Source organism: Methanobacterium sp. (assembly GCF_016217785.1).
Lineage (GTDB): Archaea > Methanobacteriota > Methanobacteria > Methanobacteriales > Methanobacteriaceae > Methanobacterium.
In genome coordinates this window covers 118,626-143,541 of sequence record NZ_JACRGA010000005.1, presented here as the reverse complement: position 1 = coordinate 143,541, position 24,916 = coordinate 118,626, and the positions used below count along the sequence as shown (strand labels likewise).

The window sequence follows — 24,916 nt, the reverse complement described above, 5'->3', positions numbered from 1 at the left end:
GGAGTTCAAATGAGAGCGGTTATACTTACAGCAGGTGAAGGGACACGGATGCGACCCTTAACACTCACCCGACCAAAAACAATGCTCCCTGTAGGTGGGAAACCTCTCTTGGAGTATAATGTAGAAGCACTACGGGATGCGGGGATAAAAGACATCACCATGATAGTGGGTTACCAGAAAGAAGCCGTGATGGAACACTTTAAGGATGGAGAATATTTGGGAGTTAACATCACCTATGTAACCCAGGAAGAACGTCTGGGAACTGCCCACGCCATAGGACAGGTTGCAAATGTTGCAAGAGACGATAAAGATGCCATCATCGTTACCAATGGAGATATAATCCTGGAAAATGAGCTAATAAAAAGTTTAATGGATAAATATCACAGGTCCCAAGCACAATCCATTCTGGTTCTCACCGAAGTTGATGATCCTTCTTCTTTTGGAGTGGTGGAACTGGAAGGGGATTGTATAAAGGACATTGTAGAAAAACCAAACCCCGGTGAGGCTCCCAGTAATCTTATAAACGCAGGAATCTATCTTTTTGACCCCAGTATTTTTCAGGCTATTGAAAAAACCGGGAAATCTGAACGAGGAGAATATGAGATAACAGATTCCCTTAAAATCCAGATCAAAGAAGGTAAAATGGTTTTAGGTCTGGTGTCTCAGGATAAATGGATCGATGTGGGACGTCCCTGGGAATTCCTGGAATTAAACGAACATTACTTAGAAGCATCCGAAAATCAGATTGATGGTGAGATTGAACCTGGCGTTACTATTCACGGCCCGGTAATAATCAAAAAAGGGAGTATTATCCGTTCCGGAACCTATATAATGGGCCCGGTTTACATTGGAGAAAACTGTGACATTGGCCCCAATACATTCCTGCGTAAACACACTTCCATCTGTAATGATGTTAACGTTGGAAATGCAGTTGAAATTAAAAACTCAATTATTATGGACGGAACAAATGTCAACCACCTTTCGTATGTTGGTGACTCCATAATAGGGGCTCGTTGTAACCTTGCTGCCGGTACCAACATTGCTAACCTCCGTTTTGATGATGAAGGGGTAAAAGTAACAGTTAAAGGAAAAAGAATCAATAGTGGAAGGCGTAAAATGGGTGTCATATTCGCTGATGGAGTTAAAACTGGTATTAATTCCAGTTTCAATCCAGGAGTGACCATCGGTTTAAATTCTTCAGTGGGCTCTGGTGCCATAATCTATCGGGATATACCGGATAATAAGATAGTTATTCACCTTCAAAAACAGGAAATGATGGATAAAAAGTAACTTAACCCCTATTAAACATCCTCAATTATACATCTTTCAATTTTTTTTATTTTAAGATTTTTAATTCTTAAATGGTTTGTAAATTTCCGTGGATTTGGAATAATTTTTTAAAAATGGGAATTGCAGTCCTTTGTGAAAAATGTTTTTATGAATAGAGATCATAGTTTAGACTATGATTCATCCCAGTGTCCAGATTTTCCATGGTGCTCACACCATTGGAAATGTTATTATAGGTGAAAATTCTTCCATCTGGTATAATGCGGTGATAAGGGGAGATATCGAAAACATAACTATTGGCAGGTTTTCCAATGTACAGGATAATGCTGTACTTCACTCTTCAAAAGATTTCCCCCTTGAAATAGGAAATTATGTTTCAGTAGGCCATGCAGCAGTGCTCCATGGTTGCAAAGTTGAAGATAACTGTATTATTGGCATGAATGCCACTTTACTAAATGGCAGCCACATCAAAAAAGACAGTATAGTGGCCGCTGGATCTGTGGTGCCCGGAGGAAAGGTTTTCCCAGAAGGTTATCTGATAATGGGTGTTCCTGCCAGAGCCGTACGCAAACTAGGGGAAGAAGAAATAAAACAAATTAAAGATAACGCCTTACGCTATTTAAAGCTTGCTAAATCAGCAAAATGTAGCAAATCAGTACAGAGGTAGATGAATAACTTGTATAATCATTCTCAAGATAATGATAGATAAATAACTAAGGATAAATAAGACAGATACTAATAATGCTGTTATTGATAAATGTTGTCTGATAATATATTACTAATTACACCATAATACTTACATTTATTAATAACAAACGATACGGATTGATTTAATGGTTAATATAAAAAAAACAGTCAATGAACTTGATCCATACGTTCCTGGTAGGTCAAATGCAGATCTGGCCCGTACTTATGGTCTTGATCCTGCTAAAATAATTAGAATGGGATCCAATGAAAATCCCCTAGGACCCTCACCATTAGCTATCAAAGCCCTGGAAGAAAATCTTCACACGATTAACACTTATCCTGAATCAAATATTGATGATTTAAAGGATAAAATTGCTTCTTACGCTGGTGTAAACCCTGAAGAAGTGATTGTAGGGGGAGATGGTGCTGATGAAATCCTGGATGTCCTGGCCAAGACCCTTATTGAACCTGATGATGAGTACATTGTCCATCCGCCATCCTACATGTACTATGAGTTCACCTTCAACATACACGGGGCAGTTCCGGTTTACGCACGCTGGGATATTGAGAAAAACCAGCTGAACCTCAACTCAGTACTGGAAGCAATCTCCCCCAAGACAAAGGTCATCTTCTTGTGCACTCCCAACAACCCCACAGGGGGATTGATTGATAAACAGGATATTCGAACCATCTTAGAGAGTACTGATGCCCTGGTAGTGGTTGACGAGGCATACTGGGAGTTTTCAGGAGTTAACAACTTGGAACTCCTGGATGAATATGAAAATCTATTCATCCTCCGAACTTTCTCCAAGGTAATGGGACTGGCTGGTATGAGGATTGGCTATGGTATTGGTCATGAAGAATTCATTCAGTACATGCACCGGGTTAAACCTGTTTTCAGCCTTATTAAACTCTCCTACATAGCTGCAGTCACCACTTTAGATGACCCGGATTACATTGAAAAATCCACCCAGCTATCCATCCAGAGCAGGGATTATCTTTACCGGGAAATGTCCAAATTCCCTGAGTTGAAGGTTTACCAGTCCTGGGCCAATTATATCCTGGTGGATGTTCGTGGTACCGGGATGAACTCAGGAGAAATCGCAGAAGAACTCATGAAAAATGGCATAATAGTCCGGGACTGTAAGTCTTTCAGAGGATTGGATGATTACTGGATACGAGTCAGTGTAGCCACAATGGAAGAAGATGAAAAGTTCATTAATGTTTTAAAGACCATTTTAAAATGAACATTATCCATATAACGGAACCTTGTATAATAACGAACCTTGTATGGTATATATGTAGGTAATTATTTAGGGGAAGAGTTATAGGGCTAATGAATAATGAATAAAATTATCGATTAAAAGGTGTTGTAGTGATGTTCTTGGATGGAAAAGTGGTTGAAGCTAATGAATAATTGTAACATTTTCACTGGCAGATTATGCTATGCATCTTTTAACTATACATCTTCTCAGGGGGAAATTTCATGATAATTGGAGGAGTAATATTTTCTTCCCTTGAATATCCCGGCAAGTTATCCCTGGTAATATTTACAGGTGGTTGTCTTTTAAGATGTCCTTACTGCCACAATCCCGAGATTATTGAGGGCGGGGAAAGTGCTTCACTCAGAGATATTGAAAGTGAGATTGATGAAGCTCTGGACTTCATTGATGCCGTGGTTGTCACCGGTGGAGAACCAATGATGCAAACTGAAGAGGTTGGTAAGATCCTGGAGTATTCCCGACAAAAGGGTTTGAAAACCAAATTGGACACCAATGGATGTTATCCTGAAAGACTTCTAAAAATAATTGAACTGGTTGACTATGTTGCCCTGGATATAAAAGCCCCTTTCCAAAAATACGAAGAAGTTATTGGTGCCCAGATTGGTGAAAAGGTAAAGGAAAGCATGGAAATACTTTCTAACTCGAGATGTTTTCTGGAATGCAGAACCACCTATGTTCCGGGATTGCTGGAACCTAAGGATGTTATTGATATTGCCGAGAATATAAAGTGCGATATTTACACTCTACAGCAATTCCGGAACCGGACTGTGCTGGACGAAAAATTGAAGGAAACACCAAATACCGATCCAAAAGAACTCCGAGACATTGCAATGCAAGTTAAACCAATACTGGGAAAAATCAAGATTAAAACATCACAATTCGGTGATGAAATATTATAACCAATCATTTAAATGAAGATAATCCATCAAAGTTTAAAATAATGATGAATTTACCAATTACAGTATCTAAGCAAATCCTATTACTTATCTAATAATCTTAACTGCCAATAAATCTTGAATCGTCTATCTTGAATGCCAATAAATCTTAAAACATCTAATCTTTAATGTCAATATCTTAATTAGTATAACCCATTAAAATCACCAACAAAAACATGATCAATTAATTGGAGGGTGTTAAATACCAATCCTGCTATTTGGAAGTCGTCATTTAGATCTTATAACTGGTAAAAAAACCACCACCATCAGGAAGATATGGAAAAAACCATTATCCCAGGGAGATCGCCTGCACTGTTACTGGAACTTGGTTTCTAAGGAGCGGAAAAAACTCTTTGAAGCTGAAGTGACAGAGGTAGAGGTGGTGAAATTTGCAGATCTCATTCAAAATAATGAACTGGCTCGGGAGGAAGGTTTTCGCAACGCTTCGGAGTTAGAATCTGAATTCCGGAAAATGTACCCGGAACACACCAGTGACGAGTCTCTTTTCCAGGTTATAAGATTCCTTAAACTCCCCATGGAGGAATGGGAAGGTGCTAAAATAAATGAAAAAGCCATGATCACCAAAAGAGCAGACATACTCTTCGATGTGGGAAAATTCGACAAATCCGTGGTATGTTATAGTGCTGCTTTAAAAATCGATCCAGATGATGTTTACCTTTTAAACCGTAAAGGAGATAATCTTTCACGCCTGGGAAAATTCCCAGAAGCCCTGAAATGTTACGACCAGGCCCTTGAACTGGAACCAAATAACGAATATGTGCTGAATAACAAAGCAATAGCCCTTTTAAACTCTAACAGGCCTGAAGAAGCACTTAAAACCAGTGACAAGGCCCTTGAGATCAACGATGAAAACATGCTGTTGTTGTACTGGAGAGGTTTCATTTTGGAGATGTTGGGACATTTCCAGGATGCATTGAACTGCTATGATAAAATCCTGAAATTAAATCCACAGGACGTGGAAGCGTGGAACGCCAAAGGAAACCTTCTATCTCAAATTGACCGGGCAGAAGATGCTCTTGAATGTTATGATCGTTCCCTGGAGCTTTGTCTGGAAGATGAATCAGATTCTTCCACATGGAATCGTAAAGGCAACGCACTCATGGAATTAGACCGGTTTGATGAAGCTGTGGAGTGTTATGACAAAGCACTCTCCTTAGAACCAGATAACGAGATCTTTTTAAGTAACAAAGGAGTGGCATTCATGGAACTAAACCAGTTCGAGGATGCAGTAAGATGCTTCAGGAAAGCTCTGATTATAAACCCTAAAAATCAAGATGCACAGATATTGATGGATGAATGCCTGGAAAATCTCTAATCACTCATGTACCTCCTTATCAAGAGGAAATATTAGTTTGAATAAAAAATAAAATAAAAAAAGAAATCAATTATTTGTTTTTAAATAAATGGATTGGTTTTAATCGCTTCCACTGAGCATACCACCAATGGCTCCTCCAACACCCATGAAAACAATGTTGGCGATTAACGATACTATCACTATGGTGAAACCGGTTACTGCCCCTGCTGCTAGGCCTGCAACACCACCAAAGATAGTTCCTCCTATGATTAATAAAATGGCCAGCACAATAGATCCGAATGCACCGGCTACTGTAGCATTCCATAGACCACCTATTATTCCTTCATGCACCCAGTATCCGACAATAAACCCTGCAATGAATAGTCCCAGGTTTACACCCCAATACTGGTTCACATACATCCCGAACAGATTACCCAGGATGATTGCTAAAATAAATCCCACAATTACAGGTCCCCATTTCACCATTTTTATCGCCCCATATTTTTTTATATGTTTTTTAATAGTTTACTAAAATATTTCCAGTTTTTTAAGACTCTTTTTTTTACTAAGAATTTTGTTACTGAATTTTAAGATCTTAGTCTACAGTAGTTATTAATTGGTTATTTTTTGTAAAATAATTTTCCTTTATAAGACATTAAAAAAAATAGTTCCAATCTATTACTCAAGCAAACCCCAACCAATCAATCCACAATCCCCCAATCATATCCCAATGTCCTCATTCCATAATTCGGGATTGTTTTGGATGAATGTTACCAGCATCTTTTTACATGAATCCAGGTTCAGGTTAATCAACTTCACTCCGTTATCCATCAAATATTGTTCTGGTCCTTTGAAGTTTTCATTCTCACCAATAACTACCAAGGGAATATTGTAAAGTACCATCGCCCCTGAACACATGGCACAGGGTGAAAGAGTGGTGTACATGGTACAATTTTTATAATCATCTGATTTCATCCTGCCGGCATTTTCCAGACAATCCATCTCTGCATGAAGAATACTGGAGTTCAGTTGAATCCTTTTATTATGTCCCCGCCCTATTATTTCACCATTTTTAACGAGAAGAGCACCAACTGGAATTCCCCCATTATTTAAACTTTTCTGAGCCTCTTTTAAAGCTTCAACCATGAATTTTTGGTGTCCAATCTCCATGTTTTCCCTGCGTTCCTTAATCAATTATACCTTCCGAATTCCGGTTTATTGGAGATGATATATCATAGGAAATATAAAAATTAAAGACATTTTCAGATTAAACATTTTTCCTGAAAATAAAGACAATCATTCCTCCACCTACAGTCACCACATATTTCTTTAACTATTTTGGGACTTAAATTCCCAGTTAAAGTTTTAATCTGCGCAGAGGAAATCAAAGATCCTGCCTCCATATTTAAATTTTTAAGAACTAATACATCCATAGAACTAATAAATTTAAGAGAGTCCATTTCCATTTCACACACACCATTTGAAAGATGGGGGCAGTGTTTGCAGATAGAATCGGCCCCAATTATAATCTTAATAAAAAAAGAAGGGTTGTTTCGGATTTTTTCAGTTATCAGGGTCATGTTTTTGGTGAATTCCCTACTGTAACCAATTCCATGAAATCCCTGCATGCACAGAATGTGATGAGCTCTGATCCTTAATGGATCAGAACAGGCATCCTCCTGGTTTTTCACCATATGAAAAAATCCTATATAGATTTTATCAATATTTAAAATCTGTTTTAGGGTTTAATATTCTTCTTTTGGGGTTATTGCCTTGGTGAGTGCTGCTGCACCACCTATCTTCACCAGGTCCCCTAGAACGAATGGTAAAAGACCCATGCTTATCAGGGTTAGGAAGGTGGGGAATGTTCCTTTAACCATGTACATCCATAATCCCAATCCCAGAAGACCAGGGATATAGATAAAGGCGAAGTTCACCAGGAACATCAAACCAAACATGGGGCGGAAGTTTCTGGACTGAGCATATTTATCAGTGACATAGCCCATTACAAATGCAGTCAAAATGAAACCCAGGAAATACCCTCCGGTAGCACCTAAAAGGATCTCATAACCACCAGTGAGTCCTGCAAACCAGGGTACTCCCAGTAGTCCCACTGCCAGATACATTACCTGGCTAATTCCACCCCACCAACGACCCAAAACCACACCTGCCATTAAAACAGCGAAGGTTTGCGCAGTTACAGGTACTGGAGTCCAGGGAAGGGGTATTATCACCTGAGCCATTAGTCCAGTGATACAGGCCATGAAAAAGGCCAAGATCACCTTATTTATCGTGGAAGTGTTAGAACGCCAGGTGAAAAGCGAATATCTCTTCCGGAAATAATTATCAATGCTGATTTCCATTTTTATCACTCTTATAGTAATGAATTCTGTATCTGTATACAGTACTTAAACATTCATAGAGCAGATATTGCTTACTTCTTATCTGCATATACTAATATTAAAAAATCTTCAGAAAGTTAGGTAAAGCTCCATTGAAGCTCCTTTATTTATTAGATTCAATGAGCAATATAAAGTTAATGATACGAAAACCTTAGTTTTTACCCCGATTTACTCATATTTTATAAAGTTTCTAGTTATTATGTTCTCTATTTTTGGACCTTCAATTGTGATACGTTACCAAATTTTTTCCAGAGGGAATAATAAGGGAAAAAATGTTTGAAGCGAAAATGAACCTTTAAAATTGAAGATGAAAAGATGAATTATACTCAGAGAATTTTGTTTTAATCGTGAACTAAAAAACAGGTAGGTACTTTTTTAATAGGTGCATATTAGGGTTTTTAGTAATCAGCCTGTGTTAGAAGATGTCTATGTATTTCATTAATTTCAAGAGTTATTGTGAATATTTTCTCTGAGTTACTGCGTAATAGAGAAGTTTTTTTACGGTATAATCGTTTAAACTAAAAAATTCAATTTATAATCCAACTTCAATCGGATAGTTTCGTTACCTGGGGGTTGTTATGGTATATTAGGTAATATCCCCTTATATTTAAGTAGTTTAGTGATAGATATTTTTTTTATGTGGGATTTTAGTCAAAAGTTGTTATTTGCAATAATTATTGTATTGTGTGTAGCTGTTTATGGATATGCTGGAGGATTTAGCGGAGTTAATACTAACCCTAACCCGGAATACCATGTTTCAGATTCAACTTTCAAAGTGGGCTCTAGTTGGTGGACATTTGTGAATAGCAGTAGTACTAATGATTCCGTGAAGTTCACTAATTATTATTCAGTGGATTGGGGGGTTCCTTATGAGATTACTCTCCTTTTAACACAATATACTGATGCTTCAAAGTTTGAATCAAAATACCAAAATTCATCAAGTTCATCTGATAATTACGATGTAAAAACTGAAAATAAAAGTATTGCTAGAATACAAGTGAGATTTATAAATATTACTAACACTAGAAGCAATGACACATTTCAAGACTATTTTTTCCAAAAAAATGGCAAATATTATTCCATACATTTAGAATTAAATGATTATGAAAAGTTCTATGAAACTGCTATAGAATTTACTGTAAAATCTATAATTTCCACAATTAACTAACATTTTCCGGTTTTAGATATATTGATTGTTTATTTCCGCTTTGATTTTTTTTAATTTCAATCTATAATTTTACTTTGTTATCACATTAATAATCAACTTCGTAATGAAGATTTAACGAATTATCATTAGCAATTTACTTTATTCTAAAGCTGATTCTTCACAGAGGACGTATGAAAAAAAAGATATCTCACAAACTGAATAAAGTGTTTAAATGAATGTTATTTCCATCAATTCCTCAGGATAAGGTTCGAAAAAGGTCTGATCAGCGAGATATTCGTTGTCAAAACGGATAATCCATGATTTGAGTAAGTTCTGATTTACTAAAAGAGGTACTCTTCCCTGACGATATTTTTCCAGGGATTCCAGGAAAAATTCCTTCTCTGAAGAGGTGAGATCATTGGAAAAATAACCAAATGCATGCATCAAAACGTTAATATTAGCTGGAGGTAGAGGATCATTTTGGAGCATCTTTTTCATGGTATTTCTATATTTTTCAACTAACTCAGGGAAAGTTGTCTCCTTCAAATTGGATACTAATCTTCCCAGTTGTCTGGAGTGTATCTGACTGTATGATGAAAATAAGAGCTTATTTTTTCTGTGGAACTCAAGTATATCGCCAAAATCACCATTTAAAACATTTTCCCTGAAGTCTGCCAGGGTGTAAATGCGGGTTAGGAAATTTTCACGCAGGTGATAGTTACGCAGCCGTCCTTCATCCTCCACAGGAGTAAAGGGGAAACATCTGAAAACCGCTGCAGCAAATAATCCAACACCATCTGTCCAGGGTCTTGACATTCCACCTTTAGGATAAACTTTAACTGCCTTTACACCACAAGAAGGAGATTTATTTTTCAATATAAACCCATCAACCCCTCCCACAGACATTAAAAATGAATCTGCAAATTCTGACATTTTACCGGTGCAATTGTATCCTGTAGAGGGTTGGATCAATTCTATTTTGTCCTGGTCCTTTTCCAGGTGAATAGGGTCACGAGGTATTCCCAGTCCAATTTCAACCTCAGGGCACACTGGTGTGAAGTCAGCGTAGTTTTTAAGCTTTTTCACCAGACTACTTCCTATAATAAGGCCGTTATAACGGCAGGACTCAAATTCTATACATTTACTTGAAACCAGATGTGGCTGTGGGAAGTCCGGTGAAGACAAGAAAAACACCTTACTATCAATTAAATATTTTAATACGGAGGTATGGGCGGATTATCCCCTATTATTTCCATATTATTCATCTCTATTAATCCCAATTAATCCTAATTAATAATCCCAAATAATTCAATCTTCATTATTAAAGCTAGGTTTAACCTAATCATTATTAATTTTATTCTGATGTTTGATCTTTATATTTCTTCTCAAAGATATCTCACATATCTCTGAATCTACCTGAATAATTAACGTTGAATTTTAATGATAGAATTCACCCGAAGTTATCCATAAAATTTTTAATTTTAATTTATTTAAACATGAAAATCTGTTTTTAATCCATGAGTTCTCTGATGAGCTCACTTACCTTCTGGCTGGATTCTTGAAGGATTTTCTGTCCCTTAGATGTTATTTTGTAATATTTCCTGACTTTCCCCTTCACGTTTTCTTTTCTACTTTTTAGGAAACCTTCATTCTCCAATGAATGCAAAATAGGATACATGGTCCCTGGACTGACATCATAACCGTGATTTTTCAGTTCCCGTATCATTTGCACTCCATAAATATCTTCATGACTAGCATGGTGGAGTATGTGTATCCTAATAAACCCTAAAAAGAATTTCCGATTTAACGTCATTTTATGCCTCGTTTGAGTACTGATTTCCCCATTAGTACAGCTGTCCATTAATATCGATTATCGATATCTAATTTAAATATCTTATTTCAATATCGTTTATTTATTTCATTGATTATATATTTTTACAAAATTTTTCAAAAAATAAAAAAAATCAAAAAATATATGAGAAGATTGTTTCTAGAACAATAAGACACACCTCTTATTTTAATTCAAAAATTGGAAAAAAATAATTTATTAAAATATTATTAAAATTTATTAAATAAAACATTAATAAGAACAATATATCATCTTACCAGAACCGATTAAGGAAATCATGAAATTATATTAATATTTAGGAAAAAAATAATAAGTAATTATAATAATTATGATTATCAAGGCAATTTAGCACGGTCATAAACGTTTTTAAGGGTTTGCATATCCACACTTGTGTAAATTTGGGTTGTGGATAGATTAGAATGTCCTAAAAGCTGTTGAATAGCCCGAATATCCACACCATTCTTTAGAAGGTGAGTTGCAAATGAGTGCCGCAATATGTGAGGAGTTACCTTCTTTTTGATACCTGCCACCCGGGCGTAGTCTTTGATCATCATCTGCACATAGCGCGGTGTGAGATGGTTACCAGAACGATTCACGAAAATATATTCACTTTCACAGGTTCTTTTTTCCAGGAAATCCTCAAGCATTACCTTGGTTGCATCATCAAACAGGACAATTCTATCTTTTTCACCCTTTCCCCTGATCCTAATGGTTCGCTCCTCAAAATCCACATGGTTGGTCTGAAGTGAGACCAGTTCAGATACTCTCAAACCTGAAGAATATAATAACGCCAGTATCAACTTGTTTCTAAGTTTTAGAGACTCAGATGTAGGTGAAGATGAATCCACTGGATCGTAAGTGTCCAGGGCATTAATAAGACTTTTGACCTCATCCTCATTAAGTGATTTAGGAAGAGATTTGGTTCTTTTGGGAGTTTTAACCTCTTCCAGGATGTGTATTCCACCAAACTCGAAGAATTTCTTGACCACCACTGTAACCAGATAAATGTAATTCTGTGAGACATTCTTCTCACGTTTCAAGTGGCGTATGTAACGCTTAAAACCCCTTAAAACCTGCCTTTCATCATATAATTCTTTTTCATCCTTTAAAAAATTGTGGAAATTATTGATGATTGATCTGTATGTTTTGATTGTGTTACGTGAGTAGTTCCGTATTTCCAGTTCAAAGAGGTAATCTTCCATCATTTCAGGGAGATCGAAAGCTTCTAAAAAGTTCTTCTCTTGAGGGTAATCAGAAGCATTTCCCACGAATCTTTTGATATCAGTGGGATCCCCTTGTGATGATTTCCAGTTTCCGTTGGAATAATGGTTCATAGTATCAATAATGAATTTTCTTATTGCTTAAACTAAAATCCGGGCTATTTTTATAACACTATTGCCCTTAGAATAATTAAATCTTTTCATTTTCAAGCGTAGTATTAGATTAGTAGTACAAATTTCATAATAAAAACAAAAAAATAAACCCAAGAGGTAAGGGTTCTTCAAAGGTAGCTACGATCCACATGGTCGTTTGGTGTGCCTTTTCGGGTAGAATGCATCCTCTGTGAACTGGAAAGATCATTATCCATTGCCTGTTCAAATGATTGATAACGTTCTAAAATCTGGTCTTCAATGGATATGGCATTTTTAACAGCGAAATTTATGTGTTTATCCTCAATGAAATGGCTTCCATCCATAACTGCCATGTCTCCGGCCATTCGCACCAATCCACCCAGATCCCGAAGTCTTAAAGTTAATGCATCATTCTGGTCATCAATTATACGGGCTCTTTTTTTAGCTTCTTCCACAATTATTTCAACGGCACTCCGGGTGGCATGAGGTATTTTCCCATCCATTTCAATCTCCTGAGCCACAAACTGTGCCATTTTTGCCTGGTTCTCCTCAGTATCTGGCATAGTGGTACGCATTAGCATTTCATATCCTTCTCCCTGGATACGGGAACGCAGGGGTGGTAATATGTACTGGATGTCCCGGATGTTACAGGCAGCTACAAAGATGAAATCACAGGGAACATCTTCCACCTTAACCGAACTTCCAGCGCTTTGGGGATTTCTACCAACAATAGGAAAGACCTTATCCTGCATTGCACTCAAGATATAACGCTGCAAGGGAGCTAGATGGACTATTTCATCAATGAAAAGCACCCCTTCATGGGCTTCATGAACCGCTCCGGGAACGACTCGTTCATAAGGCTGGGTTCCGAGATCTGGATGACCTCCATATGGATCATGGCGCACGTCACCCAGTAACTCTGTTTCACTGGCACCGGTTGCCTGGATGAAACTCTTACGCTCCAGGGGGACGATGATATTTTTGGGTTTTTCTTCAACCATCTCCCGTCTTTTTTCCAGGGCGTGCTGGTCTAATATTTTGATTTTATCTCCCTCAGATCGTTCGTAGATCACCACTTCCTCCCTTCCTTGATTCATACGGGTGGTGGTAACCCTGTCCTGGGGGATGTTCACCGGCCCATTGTTCATCTCGAACATTCCTAAAAGATCGCCTAAGTTTTTTCTGCGGGCATTCATATGAGAATATTTGTCTGCTCCACATTGGGGGCATATGCTTTGATAGGCGCTGGTGTAACTTTCGCAGTTGGGGCAGCGGAATCCTAATCGTTCTGCTACCAGTTCTGGAACTTCATGAGGGGTGACCAGATCACCCTCTGCCCGTTTTAAATCATCTATTTCACTTTTTATTTCTTTTCTACTTTTTATTTCCACGAAAGGTCTCTCTGGCCTTTCAGGATTGTGAACAACAGTTATTTCTTCCTGTGGTTCGGCAAGGTGGACTGAGATGGCCTGGGCTATGAGAGATTTTCCTATGCCTGGCGGACCCACTAGAAGGAGATTTCTACGTTGCTTGGCTGCTATTTTAACATACTTTATGATGTCATCATGGCCAATTACTCTCTCCATGGGGTCTTGAGGTATTTGAATATCTGCTGTGCTCTCAAAATCTCTTAAAAATTCCTTTTTCATGTTAATATACATGATATCCCCTTGAAAATTTTATAATCCATTGCAGGCTCAAGTAAAAGTCCTATTGAATTAAAATAAATGAAATTAGTTATAATAACTGAAAATAAATGGGTTGATAGCTACCGGTATACCAATAGCTATCTTTAATTGTAGTTTAATACGGTTAATATCACTAAGTAACTTACCATTGTAAGTTTATTTTAATTTATCGGGTAATGATCTTCAGTGGGCTGGGTTTTTTTACAACTTCGCTCATACGTACCGCGACAATCTGCTTTAATCCCTTTTCTTTGGCAATGTCAATGAGTCTCTGACTTACTACTCCATCAAATACCACGGCATAGGCACCTTCATTTTGCAAGGCTTTTATTTCATCATAGAGGGATTCCACTTTAACTTCTTTGAGGATGTTCAGGGAATCGTCCAGGATCTCAGCATTGCCTGAGCCTTCCACATCTTTGAGTATTCCCTTGAGTAATTTGACTTTATCAGGGGTTTTGTCTGCTGGTTTTTTTTCGGGTTTATCCAGTTTTATTCCCAGGTCATGGTAGATCTGTTCTACTGGTATTTTATCCCGTAAAGCTACCATTACTTCATCCTTGGTGAGATCTTCTACTTCTTTACCCCGTGGAGCGCGAGTCACGTAGTCAAGTTCCCCTACCTGGAGAAGTTCCTTGAGTATAAGGTCACCACCCCGGTCTCCGTCTAAAAATGCGGTTACGGTTTTTTTCTTGGTGAGTTCTGCCACTGTTTTAGGGACGCTTACACCCTCCACAGCTATGGCATTTTTAACACCGTATCGGAGCAGGTTTAACACATCAGCCCGGCCTTCCACTACCAATATTGCATCTGAGGATGCTACATTGGGACCTGCTGGGAGTTTGTCATGGCCGAAATCAGTGATTTCATGGATGCGCATGGCTTCTTTAACCTCTTCAATCATTTTGAGGCTTTCAGGGGTGACTTCTTCCATCATTCCCTTGTAAAGTTCTTTGGCACGGTCCACAACTTTCCTTCTTTTAACAGCCCGAACATCTTCCACTTTGTTAACCTGTATGTAGGCTTCGCAGGGTCCTACCCGGTTTATGGTTTCCAGTGATGCAGCCAGAATAGCGGTTTCCACCCGGTCCAAACTGGATGGGATCACAATTTCTCCTTTAGATCTGCCTGCTTTTGAGTTGATATTTACTTTGATCCGGCCAATTCTACCGGTTTTTTGCAGTTCCCTTAAATCTAAATCATTACTTAAAAGACCTTCTGTTTGTCCGAATATGGCACCCACCACATCCGGTTTCTCCACAATTCCGTTAGCATTTATTTGAGCATGAATAAGATATTTAGTTGTACTGATTTCTTCTTTTCCCATTTTTTGGGCCTCCATCAATGTATAGATACTGCTGATAAAATGAGGCTTAGTCATGCAGCCTGAAGTATCAGTATCTGGATAATACTACTAATGATAGTAATACCATTGCCCACCAGATGGGTTTTCTTCAAGTTCCAGTTGTTCCATGTGCCGAGGGAGGCTCTCGATATCCTTAATAAAACGACGGGTAATTCCCATAAGGGTTCTCCTTAAACGGAGGTCTGGATGAGAACCGAGGCTTTGAATATCCTCTGATAATCTTTTGGCAAGCTGATTGCCTTTTCGATCAAAGTCAGTTAATATAACTACTCTTGATGATGATTGAGCTGCTATCTCTGCTATTTCAAAGAGTTTAAGTCCTGAACCGGAAACTTTTATGAAATTACCATTTACCCCCAATTCTCTCAAGGCCTTTTCATCCTTTTGACCTTCAATCAGAACTGGAATTCCCTGTTCCCCGCAGATTTTAAGCTCTTCGATTAAACTGGACAACTTTATAAAACTCATGTTAAACCTTTTGATGGTGCTAATAAGTATCTACAGAATATTATAACCCATCTCCTATATAAAATTGAAGTAATCATCAATACTTCTTTCCCACGAAAATTGTTTAAACAACATCATATGGCTCAATGTACTTAATAATGATTCTTTTATTAATTTAAAGTTTTATTAATTCGTTTTAGTCTATTTAAATATATCATTTTGATTTTAGAGTGTTTATGTGCATAAAGTTTTATAATATTCCCAATAAAGAATTTATACATGGAATTACACATGGAATTTAAAATGAAAACCTACACTATAAATAAAAATTGGAGGGCCTAAATTGGCAAAAGGTCTTATTAGAATCGTGTTAGACATATTAAAACCCCACGAACCCACATTACCCTATTTTGCTAAATTTTTAAGCGAAGTAAGTGGTGTGGAAGGTGTTAATGTTACTCTCATGGAAATTGACAAGGAAACTGAAAACATTAAAGTTACTATGCAGGGCAACGACCTGGACTTTGATGAAATAAGTAGGGCCATTGAACAGTATGGTGGTTCTATACACAGTGTAGATGAAGTTGTAGCTGGAAGAACCATGGTTGAAGAAGTAACCACTCCTCAGGACTGATTTTATGGTCAGAAAAATGGAAATTTCCGCTGAATCGTTATTGGAGCATTTTTCATCAAAAAAACTGAGGGACACAATTAATTTTCAAGTGGGAAATCTGGATATTACAACATCTCAGATTTCTGATGCTTTGAAAAATCTGACCGGTGAAAGTGGAGTCATTCCTGGTGTGAAGCCTATTAAGGATCATCTAAGGATAAATGGGAGGGTGGTTACTGTTCAAACCCAACAGGATGATTGGGGAACTTCACTGAAGGCTGTTGAAACTGCTAAAAAAGGCGAAATAGTTGTTATATGCTGTGACGGGGATGACATTGCAGTTTGGGGCGAATTATTCAGTAAGTACGCCCAGAAAAAAGGAGTCCAATCCACAGTGATCTACGGTGCCATGCGCGATGTAGAGGCAGTCCAAGAACTAAATTACCCCGTGTTCTCACGTTCAGTGGTTCCCAATGCAGGAACTCCCCGAGCTGAAGGAGAAATCAATATTTCCATTGAATGTGGTGGAATTGAAATAAAACCCGGAGACTGGGTTTTCGGAGATGATTGTGGAGTGTTGGTAGTGGCTGAAGAAATTTTAGAGAAGGTAATCCATGAAGCAATTCAAATTAAAAAGAATGAAGATATAATACTCCATCAACTTGAAGAAGGAATTTCTTTATCCAATATTTTAGGTATTTAATTATTAGGAATTAAACTAGGAATTAAACTCATTGAAATTTGTAGATTAAATTTGTTTGATTAATTGCTTAATCATTTGTTTAATTCGCTTGTTAGTAGGTATTATCCAGATTCAAAGGATTAATTTTATAGAGGGTTTTAATGCAGGACACTTATGAAATCATTCGGAAACATAAATGGAAGATCATTGCCACATTTGCCGTAGCTGCTTTTTTGATCTTCGCCATGACATTCCTCATAGGTTTTAATGATGTTCTTAACACCCTTGAGAAGGCAAAATGGGATTGGATTGCCCTAAACTTCATACTGGAGGCGGCTATAATCTTGGTGTGGACTTTAAGGTGGAAGCTGATTCTGGATGTGGTGGACACCGCACCAAAATTCAGTACTCTGCTGATGATGCTTCTGGCCAGCTTATTTGGAAACAATGTCACACCCAGCGCTGCAGGAGGAGAACCACTGCGGGCATATCTTCTAAGTGAAGTGGAAGGAACACCATTTGAAATTGGATTTGCAACATCCACCGCAGACAGGGTATTTGAATTTCTCCCCTTTGTGTTAATATCCATTATCTCGGCCCTGTTTCTGCTAAGCTGGGAGATACCCCCTGTAACCCGGATATTCGTCATCGCCATGATCATTGTATCCATTTTAATATTCGGGGTACTCATATACGCAGGTCTTAGGAAAGAAGTCACACAAAGGATCATGATATCCATTGCTAAATCAATTTATCCCACTGCTCTCCGTTTAAGCAAAAAAGACATTTCTTTTAATGAGATTAGGGAAAAAATTATATTTTACATCAATCGATTTTCAACAGGTTTCATCACTGCCTTAAAGGACAGAAATGTGTTCATGGTAGCTTTCATCCTATCCTTTGCTATGTGGGGTCTGGATATGCTGAGAATGTACGTTTGTTTCGGAGCATTGGGAGTATACCCCCCAATACTACCTCTGGTAATAATATACACCATTGGAATTCTGATCTCACTCCTGCCCCTACTACCAGGAGCTTGGGGAATACGCGAAGCTACTTTAATCGCCCTTTTTGCAGTGGTTGGTGTTTCAGCAGATGTGGTGATGGCAGCCAGCCTTATAGACCGTTTAGCCAGTTATGTTATTCCCACCATACTGGGTGCTCTTGCAGCACTCCACTATGGGCGCAAAGTTAAAAATAAAAGTGCTAACTTACCATCAGCCGACCCATAGCGCGTAGATTAGTGAAAATTAGGATACATTTAGTGATCTTTTTTATAAAGCTATCGAAAGATTTATATACTATGAAACGAAGAACAATAGTATATAAGATTTTCGGTTTAGTGCATGAAGAAACTTGGAAGCATACTACATTTGTCAAACAGAGGGCGAATTATACTCCGATCAACCCAAACACCTGCTTTAGGATTGTCTGTTTTTAACTCTCGTAAGGAGAAAGTAGGGTTTATTCACGATGTCTTCGGACCTACTAAGGATCCCTATATCTCAGTGAAGATCCTTGCATCAATTTCTAAAAACTTTGAAAATCGAGTTGGAGAGACTCTTTATGTGCCTAAACAAGCCAAGAAGAAATGGGGGCGACGGAAACGAAGCAAGAATTAATTGAAAAAGTTCCAGAAACTGCTAAAGAAAAAGTAGAAGTTTCAGGAAAAGAACAGATGAAACAGGATATGTCTGAGATTGAGAAAATCGAGACTAAATGTCCTGAATGTCAGTCTGAGAAACTTATAAATGATCATGAACGTGGAGAAATCGTTTGTGGTTCCTGTGGTCTAGTTATTGACGACAATCTGGTGGATATGGGTCCTGAATGGAGGGCCTTCGACCATGAACAGCGTGATAAGAGGACCAGGGTAGGTGCACCTATCACCTACACCATACACGACAAGGGTCTTTCCACCATGATCGACTGGAGAAACAAAGACATCTATGGTCGAGATATCCCAGCCAGGAACAGAGCCCAGTGGTACCGGCTCAGGAAATGGCAGAGGAAAATCAGGATTTCAGGTGCAACCGAACGTAACCTAGCCTTTGCCCTCTCAGAACTCGACCGGGATTCATCACGACTGGGACTTCCCCGAAGTGTTAGGGAAGCTGCATCCGTAGTATACCGTAACGCCGTGGAGAACAAACTCATCAGAGGAAGAAGTATTGAGGGAGTGGTTGCAGCATCACTTTACGCAGCATGCAGACGGTGTAATGTTCCCCGAACCCTTGATGAAATTGCAGAAGTATCCAGGGTAAGCAAGAAAGAAGTGGGTAGAACTTACCGTTTCCTCACCAGGGAACTGAACATCAAACTACCACCAACCAGTCCAGTGGATTACGTGCCTCGTTTTGCCAGTGAATTGAACCTTTCTGGAGAAGTTCAGTCCAAGGCCATAGAAATCATAGAAAAGGCCATGGAAAAAGGTTTAACCTCTGGAAGAGGACCTACCGGAGTTGCTGCCGCTGCATTATACATTGCCTCGGTTTTACTCGGTGAGAGAAAAACCCAGCGCGATGTGGCAGATATAGCGGGAGTTACTGAAGTTACCATCCGTAACAGGTACAAAGAACTCACAGAACAGTTGGATATGGGTGTTACACTCTAACGAATTTGTTAATGTGACAAAAGAAAAGATGAGTTTGAAATACAAATCTTCTCTATTTTCACAAAATTTTATTTTTCAGTAAACATATACCTTATATATATTGAACTGCGAAATGAATAAAATACCAACAAATTCATGAACAATTTTTAATCAATGAGAAAAAGGAGACCTATTATGTCTGTAGATTTTTATAAAAAAATAATGGAAATATCAAAGGTAATGGAAGAAAAAGGTGACGGAATCAGCTATATCCGTAATAAAAGTGATAATTACACCATTGGAACCAAAAAATACAGTGAAGAAATAGCCAGATACCTTGACGAACACGTTGAATCATGGGAAGGTAGTGAAGCCCAGCTAACCAAAAAGAAAGGGAAAAATAAACAATTAAATGGTAAAAAAGTGGGTTATCTCTGGAAGATCCCTGTTAAACAGAATGAATAACATCCTTACAATACTTTTTTAATTTTATTTATTATTAATTCAATTCCATCTTAATCTTAATTTAGTTTTTTTTACTTAATTATTTCTTGAACCCTTCCGATCCTCCCGTCTTCAAGTCTAACCTTGATTCCATGTGGATGGGAAGAAGAACGTGTTAATAAATCCTTAACTATTCCTTTGGTTCTTTTTCCACTACGCTGATCCTTTTTAAGTATAATATAAACTTCTGATCCTATTTTTATATCTTTCCTGTTTTTACCGTTCTTTTGACTCATAGTTTCCATCTCTAAATTCTAAAAAATCGTCTAAAAAAAATCATAATTAACAACTAAAAAGTGCACAATTAACTTTAAATGATTTTCAGAATTAATTACCATTCCAAGACTTTATGATTCTATTCCATTAAAAATTTATATTTTTAACTCCATATATTTATTCTAATTACTCATTTAAGAGTATTCTTATTTAATTAATATAGTATTCTGGAGTATTGAAGTATTCTGGTTATTCAAAAATATTAATCATTTTTTAAAGGTGTAAATTTTAGGCTGTAAGTTGGTGGGGAACATGGAAAGTGTTAAAGGGCGAATACTTTATAAAAGAGGCACTCCTCTTGAAACAACAATTAAAACCCTTAAAATAAGTGAAAATTGCCATCAATCCTTAATTAATTATTCTAAATCAGATTCTGAAGGTAATTTTGACTTTGAATTATCTGAATCTGCAGACCACATTTTGCTGCATTTTTATCAAGGTGAAAAGTTATTGCATGTTTTAGAAAAGACAGATTTTCAGGGAGATTTAGATCTAGGCGATATCACAACCAGTTCCCAGAATATAGCAGTTAAAGGGAGGGTAGTAGATGAGGATGGAAATCCTATAAAAGGTTTGATGATAACTGCTTTTGATATTGACATAGGCCCTGATGACTTTTTAGGTTGCAACTGGACTGATGACGAAGGGAAATATTTCATAACCTATGATCCTTCCCGTTACCATTTTCAGCTTGATGAGGAAAATGTAGTGAAAACCTCTCTTAATCCAGTATCCATCATAAAAAAATCACTCAGCCTTCTGGACCGCGAGCCAGATATAAAAATTATAGTAAATGACCGATTAGGAGTTTTTGAACTTAAAAGAAGTGATGAATACCCGGATGTAAGTGAAATTGTTAAAGAAGTTGAAGATATTGTAATGCCAAGATCATGGGTCGAAGGATGGCTTGTGACCCTTGAGGATCATAAGCCCCAACGTCTGACTGACAATAACAGTTTCAAACCACTAATAGATAATGAAATGGCTCTTGAAGAAATAATGAAAGCCATTAAAGGGGCTAAATCCTATATTTATCTCACTCAGTTCCAGTTTCGCCCTGATTTTCTGGCAAAGCCATATGTTTCCCCTGAAGGGGTTAATGGAAGTAGTCTGGCAGAAACTCTGATTGCTGCTTCAAAGCAAGGGGTGAAAGTAAGGATTCTAATAAACCAGAACCTCCTTATACCAGATGATTATGATGAAATAGCTGAAATATTTAAGGATACAGAGGTTGTGGTACGTCCATTCGATGCCCAGGGACCGCACGCCATGCATGCCAAAATTCTAATGGTGGATGGTAAGGAAGCATTTATCATAGGTTCTCCCTTCACCCAGGATTACTGGGACACCGTGAAACACTTCCTACACGATCTTCGCAGGGGTTCTAAGGACAAACAACCGGTACACGATGTTTCTATCCAGATTAACGGAGGAGCCGCCACTTATATTGAGGAATACTTCGTTGAACTGTGGAACTACCTATCCACTACGAAATACGCGGGAAAAGATAAACTGGTAGCCCATGCAGAGCCAGTTCCTGCGGGAAAACAGGCACTACAGGTGGTTAGATCAATCACCCCCCAAACGATCCTCAAAAATGGGGAAAAAGGAGTGTTAGAGATGTACAGAAGGGCCATATCCAATGCTGAGGACTTTATCTATATGGAAAACCAGTATTTCACCAATCCTTACATTGTTAAAGCCATTAAAGCAGCTCTGGAAAATAATGAAGACCTTCAACTTATTTTAGTTATTAATGGAAATCCGGATGTTCCTACTTATCGCTTCTACCAGCACCATCGCCTTAAAAAAATTGGATTAGACTTGGATGGGCCATTGTTAGAACATCCTCGTATTGGTGTTTATAATTTGTGGGGTTTGGAAGAAAAAAAAGAACCTCATACTTTGCAGCCTTTCTACGTTCACAGTAAGGTTTCTATTGTGGATGATAAATGGGCAACCATTGGCACTTCTAATCTGGATGGTAGTAGTCTCAGTGGAGCAGAGGAGTTCACGCAGATCACCAATCCTGATCTCCATCTAAACATGGAAATTAACGCAGTGATTCTGGATACTGAAGCAGTAAAAACAGGGAATGTGAAGAACTTCCGGGAAGAACTCTGGAGTGAACATTTGGGTTTAAATAAAATGGAAAAAAACTCTGGTGGTTGGCTTGAAATCTGGAGAGAAATTGCACTTAAGAATGTGGAACTCCTTAAAAAGGATAAACCATTAATGCAAGGCCACATCCTCCCCTACACTCCTGCAAAAAAATCTGCGCATAAAATAAAATCCCTGGGCATAAACAACACCCATTTAATGCCAGTTGATTGAATCTCTAATGCTTTGAATCTCTGATGCTTAATACTTTTAAAGTGTTTCTAACTGTTTTTTTAGTACGTTGTATAATTTTTCTGCCCCTACTATAGCTTCAGAACCCATATCCCACTGGGATGGATGTATGATGAATGGTTGGGTTTGTTCACCTCCCAAACCACCATGACTACCCACTAATTCCTCAAAGGCTGCTACTTCATTAGTTTCAGGATCATAAAAACTGTTAACCAGAATATCCGGAGCGTATTTAAAGCCATCAGTGCGCAATAGATGTTTAGGTGCTCTTGGCCCAAAATGAGTTAATGGGTCCTCCCCTTCAATGGTTCCATCTTTAAGGTAATGAATTCCTTCTTTTCCAACTGCCATTGGTCCTTGTTCCTTTGAATTGACCATTACGAATCCCACCCCTTCGTGTTGAATCAGGCCAGGGATCACATCAGGATATGTAGCTTTTATCTGTTCAAAGGTTAACCTTTCAACGTGTTCAGTTAAGTAGATCAGTCCCAGATTTCCGGATGCCAGTACAATAACTTGGGCATTTTCGGAAGATATCTTTTTGGCAGGCATTTCCCCAATTTCGTGACGTTTTAGGTAGTCTAGAACCTTACCCTTAATCACTGGAGCTTCATCAACCTTTTTTACTGCTGTATCGAATAGATATCTGCTTTCATCCACCACATGGTCGCTTCGATCCTTTATATAGATTTTACCATCTTCTATAGGGCTCTGGATAGCCTGGCCAAAGTGGTCTTCGTTGGAGGAAAGTTCACTGTAGATGAGGGTTTCTGGGGGCATTAAATCCCGAACAAGATCCTCCAGGGTCTGACCATATCTTTGCAGGAAAGTGGCCCCATTGGTTTGACCGTGATCAGATTGAACCACCAGCTGATAAGGTCGAGGTGCGTATTTTCGGGCGTTATCCAAACGATGAAACTGCATATCCAGCTTTTTAAGAGCATAAAATACATCCCAATCCCGGGTTCCGGAGTGATGGGCGATCTCGTCATATCCCAGGTAAGTTACGTAGGCAACATCAACTTTACCCTCCAGCATGTCACCAATAACCACAGCTGTGGTCACCTCACGTAAGAATACATTTGCTCCTGCTCTTACAAATGGATAAATAAAACCTCGCCTTATACGTGGTTTGATATTTTTTATCCAGTGGACCAGTTGTGATGCAAAGTCTAAAAAAACATCCCATAAGAACAATGCTACAATACGGGCGAAGTTAGAGGGATAAGAATAAACATAATACCATGCCCGGGTATAGAATCTTCCCAGGTTTTTAAGCTGACTGTAAGTGAAAATAACATCAACGGCATCTCCAGAAAACAGGTTTGTTCTGCTGGCCCCGTGACAGGCTAAAAGCCCGTTTCCATCAGAGATTCTTTTCTCAATAACCGGGGCATCAGATAATCCTGTTGAAACCATAATTTTATTGTTTTTATCTTTCTCCACCCATCTGAAGGCGGGAATGTTGTGATTATTCCCATGGAGGATCCCCGCCTGACTGGCCCCGGTTTGACTTGATAGGTCAGTTTCCCAAGGCATTACCTTATGTGAGTCATTTTCTAACCATTTTTTAAGGGTTGGCATGGCCCCCTTTTCAATGGCTTCATTTAGAATGTTAAAGGCAAGACCATCGATCTCCAGGAATATTACTCCTGTTTTTTCGTTATATTTGATTTTTCCCTTTTTAATCTTCCGGATAACATTCCGGTAATAAGTAGCATCATCATCAATGGTTAAAATAGCTGATAAAATTGCGGTCATTGCTGCCATGGCAATGGGCGTTAATATCAGTGCAGGGCCTTCAATGGTGAATCCCGCCATTAAATCACTGGCCAGCCATATTAATAATGCATTTAACAATAATGAACCTATCCCCACCGTAAATACCATAAAGGGTAATAATATTCGGGTCAATACTGGCCAGAACATGGCATTTAGGATTCCCACTACTCCTGCGGCTATAAATGCCGTGAACCAATCATCGAAATGCAAACCCACTGATAAATAATCAATAATCATGAATCCCAGAAATCCACCGATCCACATAACCATGGTTCTGCCTAACCAGTAGAACCGAGAATGGTCTTGAATCCGATCATACCACTCTAGCGACTGTTTTTCCCCATCTTCCATCTGGA

25 protein-coding genes are annotated in these 24,916 nt (G+C 38.3%); 13 read left to right on the top strand and 12 right to left on the bottom strand.

Features of this window, described 5'->3' with window-relative positions; genetic code table 11:
• Positions 1-9 precede the first annotated feature (9 nt).
• From glmU to HY987_RS02085, 5 genes are all read left to right on the top strand, one after another.
• A complete protein-coding gene (gene glmU / locus HY987_RS02105) occupies positions 10-1,290 on the top strand; it encodes a bifunctional sugar-1-phosphate nucleotidylyltransferase/acetyltransferase (RefSeq protein WP_292755132.1) in 1,281 nt (426 codons plus the stop codon).
• A gap of 172 nt (positions 1,291-1,462) precedes the next feature.
• Positions 1,463-1,954, top strand: coding sequence for a gamma carbonic anhydrase family protein (locus tag HY987_RS02100; protein WP_292755129.1), 492 nt, complete (start codon positions 1,463-1,465; stop codon positions 1,952-1,954).
• Positions 1,955-2,120: 166 nt separating this feature from the next.
• On the top strand, positions 2,121-3,221 hold the full coding sequence (gene hisC / locus HY987_RS02095; RefSeq protein WP_292755126.1) for a histidinol-phosphate transaminase: 1,101 nt from the start codon (positions 2,121-2,123) through the stop codon (positions 3,219-3,221).
• 239 nt (positions 3,222-3,460) lie between these two features.
• A complete protein-coding gene (locus HY987_RS02090) occupies positions 3,461-4,156 on the top strand; it encodes an anaerobic ribonucleoside-triphosphate reductase activating protein (RefSeq protein WP_292755123.1) in 696 nt (231 codons plus the stop codon).
• A gap of 238 nt (positions 4,157-4,394) precedes the next feature.
• On the top strand, positions 4,395-5,528 hold the full coding sequence (locus HY987_RS02085; protein WP_292755759.1) for a tetratricopeptide repeat protein: 1,134 nt from the start codon (positions 4,395-4,397) through the stop codon (positions 5,526-5,528).
• Positions 5,529-5,627: 99 nt separating this feature from the next.
• Here the strand turns inward: HY987_RS02085 and HY987_RS02080 are convergent, their stop codons facing one another.
• The 4 genes from HY987_RS02080 to HY987_RS02065 form a co-directional block, all read right to left on the bottom strand.
• Positions 5,628-5,993, bottom strand: coding sequence for a DUF5518 domain-containing protein (locus tag HY987_RS02080; RefSeq protein WP_292755120.1), 366 nt, complete (start codon positions 5,991-5,993; stop codon positions 5,628-5,630).
• Positions 5,994-6,227: 234 nt separating this feature from the next.
• A complete protein-coding gene (locus HY987_RS02075) occupies positions 6,228-6,677 on the bottom strand; it encodes a nucleoside deaminase (protein ID WP_292755757.1) in 450 nt (149 codons plus the stop codon).
• A 92-nt stretch (positions 6,678-6,769) separates the two neighbouring features.
• Positions 6,770-7,201 (bottom strand): DUF1284 domain-containing protein, encoded by a 432-nt coding sequence (locus HY987_RS02070; protein ID WP_292755118.1) that lies wholly within the window; start codon positions 7,199-7,201, stop codon positions 6,770-6,772.
• Between the two features lie 51 nt (positions 7,202-7,252).
• A complete protein-coding gene (locus HY987_RS02065; RefSeq protein ID WP_292755115.1) occupies positions 7,253-7,870 on the bottom strand; it encodes a biotin transporter BioY in 618 nt (205 codons plus the stop codon).
• A gap of 676 nt (positions 7,871-8,546) precedes the next feature.
• On the opposite strand from HY987_RS02065, the gene HY987_RS02060 reads away from it, so the two are divergent.
• Positions 8,547-9,077 (top strand): hypothetical protein, encoded by a 531-nt coding sequence (locus HY987_RS02060; RefSeq protein WP_292755112.1) that lies wholly within the window; start codon positions 8,547-8,549, stop codon positions 9,075-9,077.
• A 207-nt stretch (positions 9,078-9,284) separates the two neighbouring features.
• Here HY987_RS02060 and HY987_RS02055 read toward each other — a convergent pair whose 3' ends face one another.
• The 6 genes from HY987_RS02055 to HY987_RS02030 all read right to left on the bottom strand — a co-directional run bounded on the left by HY987_RS02055 (position 9,285) and on the right by HY987_RS02030 (position 15,779).
• Positions 9,285-10,250 (bottom strand): DUF523 and DUF1722 domain-containing protein, encoded by a 966-nt coding sequence (locus HY987_RS02055; protein ID WP_292755109.1) that lies wholly within the window; start codon positions 10,248-10,250, stop codon positions 9,285-9,287.
• 316 nt (positions 10,251-10,566) lie between these two features.
• A complete protein-coding gene (locus HY987_RS02050; protein WP_292755107.1) occupies positions 10,567-10,869 on the bottom strand; it encodes a PadR family transcriptional regulator in 303 nt (100 codons plus the stop codon).
• A gap of 371 nt (positions 10,870-11,240) precedes the next feature.
• Positions 11,241-12,239 carry a site-specific tyrosine recombinase/integron integrase gene (xerA, locus tag HY987_RS02045; protein WP_292755104.1) on the bottom strand — a complete coding sequence of 333 codons (999 nt, stop codon included), beginning with the start codon at positions 12,237-12,239 and terminating at the stop codon, positions 11,241-11,243.
• Positions 12,240-12,406: 167 nt separating this feature from the next.
• Positions 12,407-13,918 (bottom strand): ATP-binding protein, encoded by a 1,512-nt coding sequence (locus HY987_RS02040; protein WP_292755101.1) that lies wholly within the window; start codon positions 13,916-13,918, stop codon positions 12,407-12,409.
• A gap of 193 nt (positions 13,919-14,111) precedes the next feature.
• Entirely contained in the window at positions 14,112-15,272 is a 1,161-nt protein-coding gene (gene dnaG / locus HY987_RS02035; RefSeq protein WP_292755100.1) for a DNA primase DnaG, read from the bottom strand.
• An 87-nt stretch (positions 15,273-15,359) separates the two neighbouring features.
• On the bottom strand, positions 15,360-15,779 hold the full coding sequence (locus tag HY987_RS02030; RefSeq protein WP_292755096.1) for a toprim domain-containing protein: 420 nt from the start codon (positions 15,777-15,779) through the stop codon (positions 15,360-15,362).
• A 322-nt stretch (positions 15,780-16,101) separates the two neighbouring features.
• Between HY987_RS02030 and HY987_RS02025 the strand changes: the two genes are divergently transcribed.
• The 6 genes from HY987_RS02025 (at position 16,102) to HY987_RS02000 (ending at position 20,111) form a co-directional block, all read left to right on the top strand.
• On the top strand, positions 16,102-16,392 hold the full coding sequence (locus HY987_RS02025; protein WP_292755094.1) for a DUF211 domain-containing protein: 291 nt from the start codon (positions 16,102-16,104) through the stop codon (positions 16,390-16,392).
• A gap of 16 nt (positions 16,393-16,408) precedes the next feature.
• Positions 16,409-17,074: an RraA family protein gene (locus HY987_RS02020; RefSeq protein WP_292755091.1), complete on the top strand. Its 666-nt coding sequence runs from the start codon at positions 16,409-16,411 to the stop codon at positions 17,072-17,074.
• Between the two features lie 140 nt (positions 17,075-17,214).
• Entirely contained in the window at positions 17,215-18,285 is a 1,071-nt protein-coding gene (locus HY987_RS02015) for a UPF0104 family protein (RefSeq protein ID WP_292755088.1), read from the top strand.
• A gap of 114 nt (positions 18,286-18,399) precedes the next feature.
• On the top strand, positions 18,400-18,675 hold the full coding sequence (locus HY987_RS02010) for an H/ACA ribonucleoprotein complex subunit GAR1 (RefSeq protein ID WP_292755085.1): 276 nt from the start codon (positions 18,400-18,402) through the stop codon (positions 18,673-18,675).
• 56 nt (positions 18,676-18,731) lie between these two features.
• A complete protein-coding gene (locus HY987_RS02005; protein WP_048199818.1) occupies positions 18,732-19,667 on the top strand; it encodes a transcription initiation factor IIB in 936 nt (311 codons plus the stop codon).
• A 174-nt stretch (positions 19,668-19,841) separates the two neighbouring features.
• On the top strand, positions 19,842-20,111 hold the full coding sequence (locus tag HY987_RS02000; protein WP_292755083.1) for a hypothetical protein: 270 nt from the start codon (positions 19,842-19,844) through the stop codon (positions 20,109-20,111).
• A gap of 71 nt (positions 20,112-20,182) precedes the next feature.
• Here the strand turns inward: HY987_RS02000 and HY987_RS01995 are convergent, their stop codons facing one another.
• Positions 20,183-20,386: a YwbE family protein gene (locus HY987_RS01995; RefSeq protein ID WP_292755081.1), complete on the bottom strand. Its 204-nt coding sequence runs from the start codon at positions 20,384-20,386 to the stop codon at positions 20,183-20,185.
• A gap of 292 nt (positions 20,387-20,678) precedes the next feature.
• On the opposite strand from HY987_RS01995, the gene HY987_RS01990 reads away from it, so the two are divergent.
• Entirely contained in the window at positions 20,679-22,760 is a 2,082-nt protein-coding gene (locus tag HY987_RS01990) for a phospholipase D-like domain-containing protein (protein WP_292755078.1), read from the top strand.
• 36 nt (positions 22,761-22,796) lie between these two features.
• Here the strand turns inward: HY987_RS01990 and HY987_RS01985 are convergent, their stop codons facing one another.
• Positions 22,797-24,911, bottom strand: a complete 2,115-nt coding sequence (locus tag HY987_RS01985) for a phage holin family protein (RefSeq protein WP_292755076.1) — start codon at positions 24,909-24,911, stop codon at positions 22,797-22,799.
• Positions 24,912-24,916: the final 5 nt, after the last annotated feature.